This window comes from Streptomyces yaizuensis (genome assembly GCF_034961445.1).
Lineage (GTDB): Bacteria > Actinomycetota > Actinomycetes > Streptomycetales > Streptomycetaceae > Streptomyces > Streptomyces yaizuensis.
In genome coordinates, this window is record NZ_BSBI01000005.1 from 480,836 (window position 1) to 496,229 (window position 15,394).

At 70.4% G+C, this 15,394-nt stretch carries 13 protein-coding genes, 2 rRNA genes and 1 riboswitch; of the genes, 2 read left to right on the forward strand and 13 right to left on the reverse strand.

Translation table 11 applies throughout. The annotated features are described in order from the left end of the window. The first annotated feature begins 382 nt into the window (after positions 1 to 382). Complete coding sequence (locus SYYSPA8_RS15755) at positions 383 to 580, forward strand: DUF5999 family protein (protein ID WP_323447787.1); 198 nt, start codon at positions 383 to 385, stop codon at positions 578 to 580. A gap of 312 nt (positions 581 to 892) precedes the next feature. Here the strand turns inward: SYYSPA8_RS15755 and gcvP are convergent, their stop codons facing one another. Further along, positions 893 to 3,778 (reverse strand): aminomethyl-transferring glycine dehydrogenase, encoded by a 2,886-nt coding sequence (gene gcvP, locus SYYSPA8_RS15760; RefSeq protein ID WP_323447788.1) that lies wholly within the window; start codon positions 3,776 to 3,778, stop codon positions 893 to 895. A 186-nt stretch (positions 3,779 to 3,964) separates the two neighbouring features. Continuing rightward, positions 3,965 to 4,063: riboswitch (glycine riboswitch) on the reverse strand. A 122-nt stretch (positions 4,064 to 4,185) separates the two neighbouring features. Between gcvP and SYYSPA8_RS15765 the strand changes: the two genes are divergently transcribed. Beyond that, complete coding sequence (locus SYYSPA8_RS15765) at positions 4,186 to 4,587, forward strand: PRC-barrel domain-containing protein (protein ID WP_323447789.1); 402 nt, start codon at positions 4,186 to 4,188, stop codon at positions 4,585 to 4,587. Here the strand turns inward: SYYSPA8_RS15765 and SYYSPA8_RS15770 are convergent. The 12 genes from SYYSPA8_RS15770 to SYYSPA8_RS15825 form a co-directional block, all read right to left on the reverse strand. Next, positions 4,479 to 6,080, reverse strand: a complete 1,602-nt coding sequence (locus SYYSPA8_RS15770) for a DNA polymerase IV (RefSeq protein ID WP_323447790.1) — start codon at positions 6,078 to 6,080, stop codon at positions 4,479 to 4,481. The two genes, SYYSPA8_RS15765 and SYYSPA8_RS15770, sit on opposite strands and share 109 nt — an antisense overlap. A 101-nt stretch (positions 6,081 to 6,181) precedes the next feature. After that, positions 6,182 to 6,805 carry a MerR family transcriptional regulator gene (locus SYYSPA8_RS15775; RefSeq protein WP_323447791.1) on the reverse strand — a complete coding sequence of 208 codons (624 nt, stop codon included), beginning with the start codon at positions 6,803 to 6,805 and terminating at the stop codon, positions 6,182 to 6,184. A 216-nt stretch (positions 6,806 to 7,021) separates the two neighbouring features. Next, positions 7,022 to 7,495: a bifunctional nuclease family protein gene (locus SYYSPA8_RS15780; protein ID WP_004002801.1), complete on the reverse strand. Its 474-nt coding sequence runs from the start codon at positions 7,493 to 7,495 to the stop codon at positions 7,022 to 7,024. A gap of 53 nt (positions 7,496 to 7,548) precedes the next feature. Continuing rightward, entirely contained in the window at positions 7,549 to 8,331 is a 783-nt protein-coding gene (ftsR, locus tag SYYSPA8_RS15785; RefSeq protein ID WP_323447792.1) for a transcriptional regulator FtsR, read from the reverse strand. Positions 8,332 to 8,348: 17 nt separating this feature from the next. Beyond that, positions 8,349 to 9,296, reverse strand: a complete 948-nt coding sequence (locus tag SYYSPA8_RS15790; protein ID WP_323447817.1) for an FHA domain-containing protein — start codon at positions 9,294 to 9,296, stop codon at positions 8,349 to 8,351. Positions 9,297 to 9,378: 82 nt separating this feature from the next. Then, complete coding sequence (locus SYYSPA8_RS15795; protein ID WP_323447818.1) at positions 9,379 to 10,353, reverse strand: DUF881 domain-containing protein; 975 nt, start codon at positions 10,351 to 10,353, stop codon at positions 9,379 to 9,381. A 5-nt stretch (positions 10,354 to 10,358) separates the two neighbouring features. Then, a complete protein-coding gene (locus SYYSPA8_RS15800) occupies positions 10,359 to 10,691 on the reverse strand; it encodes a small basic family protein (RefSeq protein WP_323447793.1) in 333 nt (110 codons plus the stop codon). Further along, a complete protein-coding gene (locus tag SYYSPA8_RS15805) occupies positions 10,688 to 11,629 on the reverse strand; it encodes a DUF881 domain-containing protein (RefSeq protein ID WP_323447794.1) in 942 nt (313 codons plus the stop codon). Before SYYSPA8_RS15805 ends, SYYSPA8_RS15800 begins: the two co-directional genes overlap by 4 nt. 98 nt (positions 11,630 to 11,727) lie before the next feature. Next, positions 11,728 to 14,223, reverse strand: coding sequence for a mannose-1-phosphate guanyltransferase (locus tag SYYSPA8_RS15810; protein ID WP_323447795.1), 2,496 nt, complete (start codon positions 14,221 to 14,223; stop codon positions 11,728 to 11,730). Positions 14,224 to 14,331: 108 nt separating this feature from the next. Continuing rightward, positions 14,332 to 14,940 (reverse strand): CDP-alcohol phosphatidyltransferase family protein, encoded by a 609-nt coding sequence (locus SYYSPA8_RS15815; protein ID WP_323447796.1) that lies wholly within the window; start codon positions 14,938 to 14,940, stop codon positions 14,332 to 14,334. 150 nt (positions 14,941 to 15,090) lie between these two features. Further along, a 5S ribosomal RNA gene (rrf, locus tag SYYSPA8_RS15820) occupies positions 15,091 to 15,207 on the reverse strand. 82 nt (positions 15,208 to 15,289) lie between these two features. Continuing rightward, positions 15,290 to 15,394: ribosomal RNA gene (locus SYYSPA8_RS15825) — 23S ribosomal RNA — on the reverse strand; the annotation flags it as partial.

A 15,394-nucleotide genomic window follows, 5' to 3' on the forward strand; every position in this document is an offset into this window, starting at 1 on the left:
GCACACCGCCCACGGCACCGGCCACACCGGCCACAGCACCGGACCACGACACCGGACCACGACACCCGGGCCACGACACCGAGCACGGCGCTGTCGCCATGGACGCCCCACGACCCGCCCGGTCGTGGGGCGTTCCTGTGTTTCCGGACGGACTAGTCCATCCCGGCCCCCTCGAACCACCCAAAAGGACAAGGCGGTTGAGCTGAACCCCCCGGACGGGGGGAACGTCTTAAATCAGTAAGAGGAGCTGCCGCAAAATCCCTGCGAGATAGCGCGGACAGGGCAACACTGGGACCGGACTCTACTGAAGATACGGGGGGCGGCCATGAATACCTCAGCGAGCCGCAGCACGATCACCACACCGCAGCGAAAGAACCCAGCCATGTGCCAGCATCAGCCACCCTGCCCCACATCCGACTCCGCCGGCCGGGACGCAGCGCGCCTCGTGGCGCACCATCCGGAACAGGGCTGGAGCCTGTTGTGCAACGGGGTGCTCCTCTTCGAGGACACGGGCGAGCTGCTGCCGGACGGGCAGATCATCGCCCCGCACCGGGTCGGCCTCGCCGCGACGGCCGCGTAGAGCGCGCGACCTCGCCATAACGCACCGCTCGACACCGCGCGACACCTCGGGTACCTGTACCCGTGCACCGGGACCCGTACACCGGGCGGCCATACTCCGGATGATCGCACTCCGGTCGGCCGTCCGTGTGGCCGGGCCCCGGCCGTACGTGCGCCCGGGGCCGCCGACGACGGCCCGGCTCACGAACGGCAACGGCCCGGCCCGGCCCGACCCGCGACCTGCGGCGGATACGGCCCGGGGCCGGCACGGACAACTCCGCGCCGGCCCCGGCAAGCAAGTCCCGGGGGCGCCCCGCGCGGGGCGCCCCGGCCCTCAGCTGTCGTACGCGTCCAGCGGCGGGCAGGAGCAGACCAGATTGCGGTCGCCGAAGGCACCGTCGATCCGGCGCACCGGCGGCCAGTACTTGTCGGCGGCGTTCACCCCGGCGGGGAAGACCGCCTCGTCACGGGTGTACGGGTGCTCCCACTCCCCGCCGAGCGAGGCCGCCGTGTGCGGCGCGTTCCGCAGCGGGTTGTCGTCGGCGGGCCACTCGCCCGACGCGACCTTCTCGATCTCCTGCCGGATGGCGATCATCGCCGCGCAGAAGCGGTCGATCTCGTACAGGTTCTCGCTCTCGGTCGGCTCGATCATCAGCGTCCCGGCCACCGGGAACGACATCGTCGGCGAGTGGAAGCCGTAGTCGATGAGGCGCTTGGCGATGTCGTCGACGCTCACGCCGGTCGACTTCGCCAGCGGACGCAGATCCACGATGCACTCGTGGGCGACGAGGCCGGCCGGACCGGTGTAGAGCACCGGGTAGTGGGGCTCAAGGCGCTTGGCGATGTAGTTGGCGGCGAGGACCGCCACCTGCGTCGCCCGCTTGAGTCCCGCCCCGCCCATCAGCCGGACGTACGACCAGGAGATCGGCAGGATGCCGGCCGAACCCCAGGGCGCGGCCGAGATCGGCCCGACGCCCGTCTCCGGTCCGGCGGCCGGCTGGAGCGGGTGGTTCGGCAGATACGGGGCGAGGTGCTCGCGCACGGCCACCGGACCGACGCCCGGGCCGCCGCCGCCGTGCGGGATGCAGAACGTCTTGTGCAGGTTGAGGTGGGAGACATCGCCGCCGAACCGGCCCGGCCTGGCCAGCCCCACGAGCGCGTTGAGGTTGGCGCCGTCGACGTACACCTGACCGCCGGCGTCGTGCACCTGGGCGCAGATGTCGGCCACGTGCTCCTCGAAGACCCCATGGGTCGACGGGTACGTGATCATGAGCACGGCCAGCTCGTCGCGGTACTGCTCGATCCGCTCGCGCAGGTCCGCCACGTCGATCTCGCCGTCGTCGGCCGTCTTGATCACGACGACCTTCATCCCGGCCATGACGGCGCTCGCGGCGTTGGTGCCGTGCGCCGACGAGGGGATGAGGCAGACGGTGCGCTGCGCGTCCCCGTTGGCCCGGTGGTACGCGCGCACGGCGAGCAGTCCGGCCAGCTCGCCCTGGGAGCCGGCGTTGGGCTGGAGGGAGACCCTGTCGTAGCCGGTGACCTCGGCCAGCCGCTCCTCCAGCTCATGGATGAGGGTGAGATAACCGGCGGCCTGGTCGACCGGGGCGAAGGGGTGCAGCTGCCCGAACTCGGGCCAGGTGACCGACTCCATCTCGGTGGTCGCGTTCAGCTTCATCGTGCAGGAGCCGAGCGGGATCATGCCCCGGTCCAGCGCGTAGTCGCGGTCGGCCAGCCGGCGCAGGTAGCGCAGCATCGCCGTCTCGGAGCGGTGCTGGTGGAAGACCGGGTGCGCGAGGTAGTCGTCGGTCCGCAGCAGCGCCGCCGGAAGGGTGTCCTCCGTGGTGGCGTCCAGCGCCTCGATGTCGGCCTCCACGCCGAACGCCGCCCACACGGCCCGGAGCGTGTCGCGGGTGGTGGTCTCGTCGCAGGAGAGGGAGACGTGCGAGTCGTCGACCCGGTACAGGTTGACCCCGCCGGCGCGCGCCGCGGCGACGACCTCGGCGGCCCGCCCCGGGACCTCGACGGTCAGCGTGTCGAACCAGGAGCCGTGGACGACCTCGACCCCGGCCGCGGTGAGCCCGGCGGCGAGCAGGGTGGCGTACCGGTGGGTGCGGCGGGCGATCGTCCGCAGCCCGTCGGGGCCGTGGTAGACGGCGTACATGCCCGCCATCACGGCCAGCAGCACCTGCGCGGTGCAGATGTTGCTGGTGGCCTTCTCCCGGCGGATGTGCTGCTCACGGGTCTGGAGCGCGAGCCGGTACGCCTTGTCCCCGTCCGCGTCGACGGAGACGCCGACGAGCCGGCCCGGCAGGCTGCGGGCGAACTTCTCGCGCACCGCCATGTACCCGGCGTGGGGGCCGCCGAAGCCCATCGGGACACCGAAGCGCTGGGTGGTGCCGACGGCGATGTCGGCACCCAGCTCACCGGGGGAGGTCAGCAGCGTCAGCGCCAGCAGGTCGGCGGCGACGGTGACGACCGCGCCCAGGCCCTGCGCCTGCTCGATGACCGGCCGCAGGTCGCGGACGGCACCGGAGGCACCCGGGTACTGGAGCAGGACACCGAAGACGCCCCGCTCGGCGGCGCTGTCGGGGATGCCCTGCGAGAGGTCGGCGGTGACGACCTCGACGCCGGTCGGCTCGGCCCGGGTCTCGATCACCGCGAGGGTCTGCGGCAGGACGTCGGCGTCGACCAGGAAGACACCGTTCTTGACCTTGCCGACCCGCCGGGAGAGGGACATGGCCTCGGCGGCGGCCGTCCCCTCGTCCAGCAGCGAGGCGCCGGACGTGGGCAGTCCGGTCAGCTCGGCGACCATCGTCTGGAAGTTCAGCAGGGCCTCCAGACGGCCCTGGGAGATCTCCGGCTGGTACGGCGTGTACGCGGTGTACCAGGCCGGGTTCTCCATGACGTTGCGCAGGATCACCGGGGGCGTGAAGGTGCCGTAGTAGCCGAGGCCGATCATCGGCGTCAGCACGGTGTTCCGGTCGGCGAGGCCGCGCAGCTCAGCCAGGACCTCGGCCTCGGTACGGGCGTCGGGCAGACCCAGCGCCTCGGTGCTCTTGATCACATCGGGGACGGCGGCGGCGGTCAGCTCGTCCAGCGAGCCGTATCCGACCTGCGCCAGCATCTTGGCCTGCGCCTCGGCGTCGGGGCCTATGTGGCGCTGCTCGAACGGAATGCCCTGCTCCAGGCGGGAGAGCGGGGTACGGTTGGCGGTCATGATCGGAGGCCTCCTGGTCTGACACGACCTGCGAGGGGCACCACGGCACGGTTACCCCGGACGGCCTCCCCCTCTGTCATCTCAACCTGAGAGCTTCACCGGGCCGCGCGACATCGGCGCCCCGGCTTTCACCGTCGGTGAGAGCGGGTGCCACCGTCCGACGCCCGCCCTGCTTTCCAGAGTGACCTCACCCATGCGGTACAGGTGCCTGAGAGATTCCGGGGAGGAGTTGCTCCTTCGGCGCCGTCGGCGATGTCCGCCGGCGGACTCTCCCGCGTGGGGTCGACAGCCATTTCTCAGCCTACCAGCGCACTCTTTGCCCATCGCTCAAGTGGCCGACACTCTCAAACTGCTCTTTCGTATTCCTTGAGTGGCTTAAGGAGCAGTTGCGACCTCTTGGAGGGACCGTGCAGACCGATGTCGATCCGCGCAGTCTGATCGGCCGCAAGGCGTTCGACCGTAACGGAGCCAGGATCGGGACGGTGGACGAGGTGTATCTGGACGACGCCACCGGCGCCCCCGAATGGGCGGCCGTACGCACCGGGCTCTTCAGCCGGGACGCCTTCGTCCCGCTGGCGCCCAGCACCCTGGTGGGCGAGACGCTGAGCGTGCCGTACGACCGTGCCCTGATCAAGGACGCGCCCGACTTCGGCGTGGGCCGCCATCTCTCCCCCGAGCAGGAGCTCCAGCTGTACCACCACTACGGGCTCGATCTGTCGGCACCGGACCCGTCGCCGCCGGAGGACCGCTCCTTCGGCCGGCTGGCGGGCGGGGACCCCGGCACCGCGCCGGCGGCAGGCGGCGACTGAGCGCCCGCCAGGTCCGCCGCGTCCGCCATTGGAGTCTCCGCGTCCGCCTGCTCGTCCGGGGAGTCCTCGCCGGGGCCCGCCGTACCCGCCGGGCCTGTCTCCGGCCCTGTCTCCGTCTCCGTCTCCGCCGCCGTCTCCACCAGCGGCAGCGGATCGGACCGTGCCAGCTCCGGGTCGTCCGTGCGGAAGGTGCGCACCCGGCCCGGCGCGGCGGAGCCGGGCCGCTCGAACCGCACGGTGACCCGGCCCACGCCGCTGCCCTGCACCCACCCCGGCCCGTATCGGCCGTGCCGTACGTCCTGTCCGGCCGCCCAGCGCCGCTCGGCGGGCGCGGCCGGCGCGTCCTCCCGCGACGGGTCCGCCGCGTCGGGCCCGTCCTCCCCGCCGGCCTCCTCCCGCCGCCCGTCCTCCTCCGCCGCCGCCGCGGCCTGCGCGAACAGATCCTCCTGGGTGTAGTCGGCCAGGCCCGACACCCCCACCCCGAGCAGCCGCACACCGCCCGTGGTGTCCACGGACTCCAGCAGCCGCGCGGCGGCCTCCCGCACCACGCCGGGGTCGTCGGTGGGCCCCCGCAGCGTCTCGGAACGGGTCAGCGTGGAGAAGTCGTACCGCCGCACCTTCAGCACGATGGTCCGCCCGGAGTGGCCGGAGGACCGCAGCCGGGCCGTGCAGCGGTCGGCGAGCCGCTCCACCTCCAGCCGGATCCTGACCCGGTCGTGGAGATCGACGTCGAAGGTGTCCTCGACGGAGACCGATTTGGTGTCCCGCTCGGCCACCACGGGCCGGTCGTCGTGGCCCAGGGCCATCCGGTGCAGCGCGCCCCCGTGCGCCCGGCCCAGCAGCCGCACCAGCTCGTCCACCCCGGCCTCGGCCAGCTCGGCACAGGTGGTGATCCCGGCACGGCGCAGCTGCTCCCCGGTGGCCGGGCCCACCCCGGGCAGGGTGCGCACGGACAGCGGCCCCAGCAGCTCCCGCTCGGTGCCCGGCTCGATCAGGAGCAGTCCGTCGGGTTTGGCCCGCTCGGACGCGATCTTCGCCAGCATCTTGGAGCCCGCGAGCCCCACCGACCCCGTGAGCCCGGTGACCGCCCGTATGTCCGCCCGCAGTCGCTCACCGGCCTCCTTGGCCGTCGCCGCGTCGAAGGCCGCCCCCGCGGCCTCCAGGTCCACGAACGCCTCGTCCAGGCTCAAGGGCTCCACCAGCGGCGACAGCGCCCGCAGCAGCCCCATGACCTGCTCGCTGATCGCGCGGTAGAAGGCGAAGCGGGGGACGAGGTACGCCGCGTTCGGCGCGAGCCGCCGGGCCTGCGCCATCGGCATCGCCGAGTGGACCCCGTACCGCCGGGCCTCGTACGAGGCGGTGGCGACCACTCCGCGCGGGCCGAGACCTCCGACGACCACGGGCTTTCCGCGCAGGCTCGGCTTGGCCGCCTGCTCGGCGGCGGCGAAGAACGCATCCATGTCCAGATGCAGGATCGTCGGCGCGGGTCTCACAGGTCCGATGCTGCCCTACGCCACTGACAGCGGCCCGCGGCCACCCCGCTCGGCCACCCGGCCGACCCGTCCGCGCAGCCGGTCCGGCCGCGCGGCGACCGTCAGCCGGCCCGGTTCCGCCGCCGGCGGGCCAGCTCGTCGGCGGGGTTCTGGCCCACCAGGGTCTCGCCGGTGTCGATCCGCTCGCCGTGCAGCTGCGACAGCGCCGCCTCCACATCGCGCCAGACCACGCCGACGGCGATCCCGAAGATCCCCTGACCGCCCTGGAGCAGATCGACGACCTCGTCGGGCGACGAGCACTCGTAGACCGTCGCGCCGTCGCTCATCAGCGTCATCCGCTCCAGGTCCGCGTAGCTGCGGTCCCTCAGGTGCCGCACGGCGGCGCGGATGTTCTGGAGCGCCACCCCGGTGTCCAGGAAACGCTTCACGATCTTGAGGATGACGACATCGCGGAAGCTGTAGAGCCGCTGGGTGCCCGAGCCGTAGGCCGGCCGGACACTGGGCTCGACCAGGCCTGTGCGGGCCCAGTAGTCGAGCTGCCGATAGGTGATGCCCGCGGCCGCGCACGCGGTGGGACCCCGGTAACCGAGGGTGTCCGACTGCTCCTGTGACCGCTCCGCGGGGGTGGACCCGCCGGCCGTACCGTCCCTGAGCGGATACGGGCGGCTCTCCCCCGGAACCTGTCCGAGAGCGCCCCCCGCCGCACCGTCGCCGCTGGTTCTCACGCCGACCCTCCGTCCTCGACCTGCCCGACTCGACGGTAGGCAGTCGCCTGGGGTGCGTCAACGATCGCCGCGCTCGGCACGCCGGGTGATAACCACCCCAAGAGTGGTTTGGCGTGACCCAATTCAGGGAAACGCTGGCCGAATGGGCCCAAAACGCCCAGGCGCAGCCTTCCGGTGACCGCCGGACCCGGCGGTCACCTGCTCACCGTGCGTCGGTCACTGACTGCTGGTTCCGAAGTCCTCGGGAGAGATCTGGTCGAGGAACTCGCGGAACTTCTCCACCTCGTCCTCCTGCTCGTCGGGAATCGCGATACCGGCGTCGTCGAGCACCCCGTCACTGCCGTAGATCGGCGTCCCGGTGCGCAGCGCGAGCGCTATGGCGTCGGAAGGACGCGCGCTCACCTCGACTCCGCTGGCGAAGACCAGCTCCGCGTAGAAGACCCCTTCACGCAGATCGGTGATGCGGACCTCGGTGAGCTCCTGGCCCACCGCCTCCAGCACATCCTTGAAGAGGTCATGCGTCAGCGGCCTGGCAGGGGCCATGCCCTGCTGGGCGAAGGCAATGGCGGTGGCCTCCCCGGGACCGATCCAGATGGGGAGGTACCGATCGCCTCCCACTTCACGCAGGAGCACGATCGGTTGGTTGGAGGGCATTTCCACCCGGACACCCACAACGTCGAGCTCGTTCACACAGCAACCCTAGGACGTGCCCGACCCGTTTGGGTAGTCGGGCACGTCCAGGATCAGCCGAGACGCACTCCGAGAGCCGTCTGGACCAGCGCCGCGTGCAGCCGCACGGACAGCGCCGCCAGCTCCTTCGCGGTGGCCTCCGCATGGGCTCTGGTCTGCGGATTGCGGTGCCGCCGCAAGGGTGCGACCACCTGTTCGACCAGGCCGGCCTCCCGCTCGGCGGCGGCCTTCATGGCGCGAAGATGCCTCGGTTCCAGACCGAATCCGCCCAGGTCGGCCACGAGCCGGGCCACGGTCACCGCCTCGGCGTCGAAGGCTCCGGCGGCGTCCTGGACGAGCAGGCCGTACGACTCCCACTCGACCAGCTCCGCCTCGCTCACGCCCGCCGCCTCCAGCAGCTCCGCCCGGCTCACCCGGGCGGCCGTACGACGCTCTCCTGCGGCCTCCCAGAAGGCCGGCTCCCCCGCCCCGGTCCCCGTGGCCACCGCGTCCCGCGCGGAGCCCTGAGCGGGCAGCTGGACCTGTTCACCACGGGCCGCCGCGTCCAGGTGCTCACGGATCACTTTCAGCGGAAGATAGTGGTCCCGCTGCATCCGCAGCACCTGTGCCAGCCGCTCCACGTCCTCCTGGCTGAACTTCCGGTACCCGGAGGGGGTGCGGCGCGGCTCGACCAGGCCCTCCGCCTCCAGGAAACGGATCTTGGAAATCGTGACTTCGGGAAACTCGCCCCGCAGCTGACCGAGGACGGTGCCGATACTCATCAGCCGCCCGGCAGCGGGAAGCCTCTCCCCCGCGGTGGCGGTGCCGTGCCCGGCACCGCCCGTCGGTGTGCGCATGTGCCTTCCCTGACGGGTTACACGGCCCGCTGACTCACGTGGAAGACCAGTCGGTACTTGCCGATCTGGACCTCGTCCCCGTTGTGCAGATAGGCCGAGTCGATCGGCTCGCGGTTGAGGTACGTGCCGTTGAGGCTGCCCACGTCGGCGACGCTGAAGCTGCCGTCGGGGCTCCGCCGGAACTCCACATGGCGACGGGACACGGTCACGTCGTCCAGGAAGATGTCGCTCTGCGGATGACGGCCCGCCGTCGTCAGATCACCGTCGAGGAGGAAGCGGCTGCCCGAATTGGGCCCCCGCCGCACCACCAGCAGCGCCGACCCCGGCGGCAGCGCCTCCACGGCGGCCTGCGCCTCGGGCGACAGCGCCGGCAGCTGCGTCTGACCCGTGACCTCCGAGTCGTACGCCTCCAGACCCGAGATGGAGATCGTCGACGTGGTCTCCGAGGCACGCTCGGGGGCCGCCTGGCCCCGCAGCGGCGCACCACAGTTCGAGCAGAACCTGCTCGTCTGCGGATTGCGGCTGCCGCACCTCGTACAGACCGTGACACCCGTCATGGACGGATCCTCCTGGCGCGGCCGCCCCCCGTGGGGATTGGTCGCATACGGATCGGGGGCAAACCCTCCACCCGAGGTCGATGGTTCCCCGAAACCTATGCGGCCGGGACCGGCAGGGTCAACAGCCGACGCGCCCCGCGCACCGGGAATGTCACCGCCCGGACCAGCGAACTCGTCACGGAAGAGCGGGCGCTCACCGCCCCGGCCCTCCTCCTGCTGACCCTGACCCCGCGCACGATGCCTGGCGTTGCCGCCTTCCTCGCGTGCGCTCTTGCCGAACAACTTCGCAAACAACTTCACGGGCGATTCCCCTTGACCGAAATAGACCCGCCCGTGGGGCAGGACGAACCCTGACTGATCACACCTGCCGACCCGGACATCTTCACAACGTCCGTACCCACCAGACAGTTTCCACCACGCGGCACGACTTCGTTGTGCCGACCCCCCGCGACCTCGTGCCCGGACCGGCACGACACCCTGCGCACCCGGCTCACCGCGCTGACGACCGAGCGTAGTCAGGCCGCTTCGCCGCTCGCAAGGCGTCCACGACGATCCTCTCCGAGCGGACCACCTCCGCGGTGGCCTGCTCCTTCTCCAGTGTCTGCACCACGCCGCCCGGGATGTTCAGAGCGGGCTCCAGATCCTGCGGCTTGCCGATGACCTTGAAGATGTACGGCGCCCTGATCCGGTTCCCGTCGATCTCGACGGCACCCTCAAGGCCGCTGAAGTAACTGGCGGCGACCACTCTGACCCCGTTCACCTGGATCGCCTCCGCCCCGGCGGCACGCAGCTCCTGGATGGCGTCGAGCAGCATGTCCGCCTCGACGGCACCGGGACGGTCCGTGACGGTGAGCGTGATGCCCGGACCCTCCGCGGCGACCGTACCCGCCAGGATGCCCAGTTGCTGCTCCTTCAACCGGGTCTGTTTGCGCGCCTCCTCCGCCTGGTCGGAACTGTTCTCCAGTTCCGACCGCTGCGCGGCGAGCCGGTGCTTCTCGTCCTCCAGCCGCTCCGTGCGGTTGTCCAGCTCGTCCAGGATGCGCACCAGGTCCTCCTGGCGGGCCCCGCGCAGGGCGCTGTTGTCGCTCGTCGAACGGACCTGGATGGCCAGCCCCAGGCCGAGGACGAACAGCAGCGCGGCCACCGTCAGTTGAGCACGGGTCACCCGCGGCGGCCACAACCCCGCGACCAGCCGCTGCCGGCCCGTCAGCCCCGCCCGGGGCGACCCGGAGGGCTCCTCCTGTACGTCTTCCCGCGCGACCCCGCCGGACTCCGCCGCCGCAGGCTCCGGCGCGGATTCCGCTTCGGATTCCGGCTCCGGCTGCGGCTGCGGCTGCGGCTGCGGCTTCCCAGGAGGCGGCGCGTCCGGCCTCCCGACCCCCTCGGGGACCGGCTGCCCGGCCGCCCCGGCGACCGGCCCCCCGGCCGGCTCGCCGTCCCTCGTGTCCTTCCCCGGCTCACTCACGCCGCTCACGCCCGGAAGACGTGCCGGCGGATGGCCGCGGCGTTGGAGAAGATCCGGATGCCCAGCACCACGACCACGCCCGTGGACAGCTGCGCTCCCACGCCCAGCTGGTCCCCCAGATACACGATCAGTGCCGCCACGACCACGTTGGACAGGAAGGAGACCACGAACACCTTGTCGTCGAAGATCCCGTCCAGCATCGCCCGCAACCCGCCGAAGACGGCGTCCAGGGCCGCCACCACGGCGATCGGCAGATAGGGCACGACCACCGCCGGCACCTCGGGCCTCAGCAGCAATCCGGCCACGACCCCCACGACGAGGCCCAGTACGGCGATCACGATGTGCCCTTCCCTGTTCCTGCCGCGCCCTGCCCGCCACTCCTGTCGGCACCGGCGGTGGCGGTCATCGGCTCGGCTGTACGTACGATCAGGCTCGGGGCAGCCGGCAGACGCACCTCGTCCGCGCTGGAGAGCGTGAAACGGATGCCGAAATTCTCCCGCAGCACCTCCAGATACCGGCCGTCGGCACTGCTGCGGAACGTCGTGTTCAACGCCGTCCCGTCCCCCACCGCCACCACCGTGTACGGCGGTACCAGCGGCCTGTTGTCGACCAGTATGGCGTCTCCCGCGGCCCGGATGGCGGACAGGGCCGTCAGCCGCTGCCCGTTGATCGCCACCCCTTCGGCGCCGGACTCCCACAGCCCGTTCACGATCCGCTGCATGTCACGGTCCCGGACCCGGCCGGTGTCACTGAAACCGCTGCTTCCCCGGGGCCCGTCGCTGCCCTCGCCCTGGTCGGTGCCCTTGGCGTCGTCCACGACGAGCCGCAGCCCCGGCCCCTCGACCTCGGTGGCCCCCGCCAGGAGCGCGACCAGGCGCTCCCGGTCGTTCCCCTCCGACTTCAGCGCCTTGCGCTGCCGCTCCCCGACCTCGCCCCGCAACTCGTCCACCTGGCGTGCCAGCTCGTCCACCGCCGCCGTCTCGGCGTCGACCCGGTCGATCAGCTCCTCGCGCTCCTTCGCCAGCACGGGCGCCGATATCCGCGCCTCCGCCGCACCCACCGTGACCACGGCGGCGGCGACCATCAGACCGGCCGCGAGACCCAGCTTCGCCCGGGGCGTACGGGGCAGCCGGCCACCCCCGGCCCGCCGACGGGCGGCCGCCTCCGCGTACCCCTCGTCCAGCCCGTGTTCCATCACGTTCGTCAGCAGCGACATGGACGCGTCGGGGCGTCGCGTCGGGGACCCGGTGGTCCGAACGGGGGGCTGCTGCGGCATGCCGCACATCGTCGCACGTCGTACCCACTACCGCCGAATGGCCCCACCGGTGTGCCGGAAGCAACGGTTCCGAAGCCCCCGGCACACCGGCCGCGCCGTCAGCCGCCCGCGCTGTCGACCACTGCGGCCCACTCGTTCAGCAGGGCCTGCGCCGAGGCGTCGTCGGGCCCCTCGGCCCACAGATGGGTGACGGCCTCCGAGGGATCCGGCAGCACCATCACCCAGCGGCCGTCGGGCTCCACGACCCGCACCCCGTCCGTCGTGTCCACGTCCCGGTCACCGGCCGCCTCGACCACCCGCCGCATGACGAGCCCCTTGACCGCCCACGGCGTGGCCAGATCGCGCTTGAGCACATGCGCCCGCGGGATACGGGCGTCGATCTGGCTCAGCGTGAGCTGGGTCCGCGCCACCAGACCCACCAGCCGCACCAGGGCCGCCGTACCGTCGAAGACACTGCTGAACTCCGGCACGATGAAACCACCGCGGCCATCCCCGCCGAAGATCGTCGTCTCCTCCCGGCCCACCCGCGTCAGATCGTCGGGAGACGTCGTCGTCCACTCCACCTGCGTCCCGTGGTACGCCGCCACCTGCTCCGCGATCCGCGTCGTCGTCACGGGCAGCGCCACCCGCCCGCTGCGCCGCTCCGCCGCCACCAGGTCCAGCAGCACCAGCAGCGCCCGGTCGTCCTCGATGATCCGCCCCCGCTCGTCGACCAGGGACAGCCGCTCCCCCACCGGGTCGAACCGCACCCCGAAGGCGGCCCGCGCGGACGCGACCATCTCCCCGAGCCGCACCAGACCGGCCCGGCGGGTGTCGGCGGTCTCCGTGGGCCGGGCCTCGTCCAGACCGGGATTGATGGTCAGCGCATCCACCCCGAGCCGTCCCAGCAGACTCGGCAGCACCAGACCCGCACTGCCGTTGGACGCGTCCACGACGACCTTGAGCCCGGATTCGGCGATCCCCGTGGTGTCGACGTTCCGCAGCAGCGACCCGGTGTACGAGTCGAAGACGCTCGCGGGGAAGTGCAGATCGCCGATCTCCCCGGGGAAGGCCCGGCGGTACTCCTGCCGCGCGTACACCCGGTCCAGCTTCCGCTGCCCGGCCTGGGAGAGGTCCGCCCCGCGCTCGTCGAAGAACATGATGTCGACGGAGTCGGGCACCCCCGGTGTGGTCCGGATCATGATGCCGCCGGCACTGCCCCGCGCCGTCTGCTGTCGGGCCACCGGCAGCGGTACGTTCTCCAGGTCCCGGACGTCGATCGCGCTGGCCTGGAGCGCCGAGATCACCGCCCGTTTGAGTGCCCGCGCGCCCCGGGAGTGGTCACGCGCCGTGGTGACGGTCGCCCCCTTCTTCAGCGTGGTCGCGTACGCCCCCGCGAGCCGTACCGCCAGCTCCGGGGTGATCTCCACATTCAGGATCCCGGAGACGCCCCGGGTGCCGAAGAGGTGCGCCTGACCGCGGGACTCCCAGATGACCGACGTATTGACAAACGCGCCCGCCTCGATCGTCTTGAACGGATAGACGCGGACGTTCCCCTGGACAATCGATTCCTCACCGATCAGACACTCGTCCCCGATGACGGCCCCGTCCTCGATCCGGGCCGCCCGCATGATGTCGGTGTTCTTCCCGATGACACAGCCGCGCAGGTTGCAGTGCTCACCGATGTAGACGTTGTCGTGGACCACGGCCCGGTGCAGGAAGGCGCCGTTCTTGACGACGACGTTGGAGCCGACGACGGTGTGCTCGCGCAGTTCCGCGTTGGCTTCGACCTTGGCGTAGTCGCCGATGTAGAGCGGTCCGCGCAGTACGGCGTCGGGGTGCACCTCGGCACCCTCGGCGACCCATACCCCGGGTGAGATCTCGAAGCCGTCGATCTCGACGTCGACCTTCCCCTCCAGGACATCCGCCTGGGCCTTCACATAGCTCTCATGGGTGCCGACGTCCTCCCAGTAGCCCTCGGCGATATAGCCGTAGATCGGCTTGCCCTCCTTCATGAGCTGAGGGAAGACATCGCCCGACCAGTCCACCGGAACATCGGCCTCGACATAGTCGAAGACCTCGGGCTCCATGACGTAGATGCCGGTGTTCACCGTGTCCGAGAAGACCTGGCCCCAGGTGGGCTTCTCCAGGAAGCGTTCCACCTTGCCGCCCTCGTCGACGATGGTGATGCCGAATTCCAGCGGATTCGGCACCCGCGTCAGACAGACCGTGACCAGAGCACCTTTCTCCTTGTGGAAGGAGATGAGGTCGGTGAGGTCGAAATCGGTGAGCGCATCACCCGAGATGACGAGGAAGGCATCGTCCCGCAGGGCCTCCTCGGCATTCTTCACACTGCCGGCGGTACCGAGGGGCTTCTCCTCGTTGGCGTAGGTCAGCTCCATTCCCAGCTCTTCGCCGTCACCGAAGTAGTTCTTCACCAGGGAGGCGAGGAACTGCACGGTTACGACGGTTTCCTTGAGCCCATGCCGTTTCAGCAGCCGCAGCACATGCTCCATGATCGGCCGGTTGGCCACCGGCAGGAGCGGCTTGGGCATGCTCGACGTCATGGGGCGAAGTCGGGTTCCTTCGCCACCGGCCATCACGACGGCCTTCATGTCGGAAGCGTCCTCCTTGAGAGAGACGGTCAGCCGACCTCGCTCGTCCTGGGAGGCCCTCTGGCGTCACGCGGGCCGGCCACGCTGCACGGCCCTGCATCGACGAGGTCAATCGGCCGCTGCGTCCGCCTTCACGAGACGGCGGACCTGGACCACATACAGGATCCCTGCCCACCAATACAGAGTTGTACCCCATCCGGCGAAAGCCCATCCGAAAATAGCAGCGAGTGACGCGAGCCACCCGGTTCCGTCACTCAGCAGCAGCAGCGGGAAGGCATACATCAGGTTGAAGGTGGCGGCCTTGCCGAGGAAGTTCACCTGCGGCGGCGGATAACCATGCCGGCGGAGGATTCCCACCATCACCAGGAGCATCAGTTCCCGCGCCAAAAGAGCGGCGGTGAGCCAAAGCGGAAGGATCTCCCGCCAGGTCAGTCCGACAAGAGTGGACAGAATGTACAGACGGTCGGCAGCGGGATCGAGAAGCCGGCCCAGGCTGCTGATCTGATTCCACCGCCGGGCCAGCATGCCGTCGAGGTAGTCGCTGACCCCACTCAGCATCAGCACCAGCAGAGCCCAGCCGTCACTGTTCGGACCACCGAAGACCGGGCGGAGAATCAGCCACAGGAAGAGCGGGACGCCGACAAGACGCGCCATGCTGAGGATGTTGGGGATGGTGAGTACCCGGTCCGTCTGAACGCGGGTCTCCTGGACCTCCACCCGGGGGCCTCCATGTGTGTAACGTGCCGATGACTCCTCCGACCTTACCGTCAGCCGGCGCTGTGCCCGGACACGGGGTGAACGGGTCCGGAACGCAAAAAAGCCCCGGTCCCGTACACACAAGGTGTACAGAACCGGGGCCCAAAATTTGTTCGGCGGCGTCCTACTCTCCCACAGGGTCCCCCCTGCAGTACCATCGGCGCTGAAAGGCTTAGCTTCCGGGTTCGGAATGTAACCGGGCGTTTCCCTAACGCTAAAACCACCGAAACACTATGAAACAATCAACAACAACCCGGCCATAGAGGGGTTGTTCGTGGTTTCAGAACCAACACAGTGGACGCGAGCAACTGAGGACAAGCCCTCGGCCTATTAGTACCAGTCAACTCCACCGGTCACCCGGCTTCCATATCTGGCCTATCAACCCAGTCGTCTACTGGGAGCCTTACCCCATCAA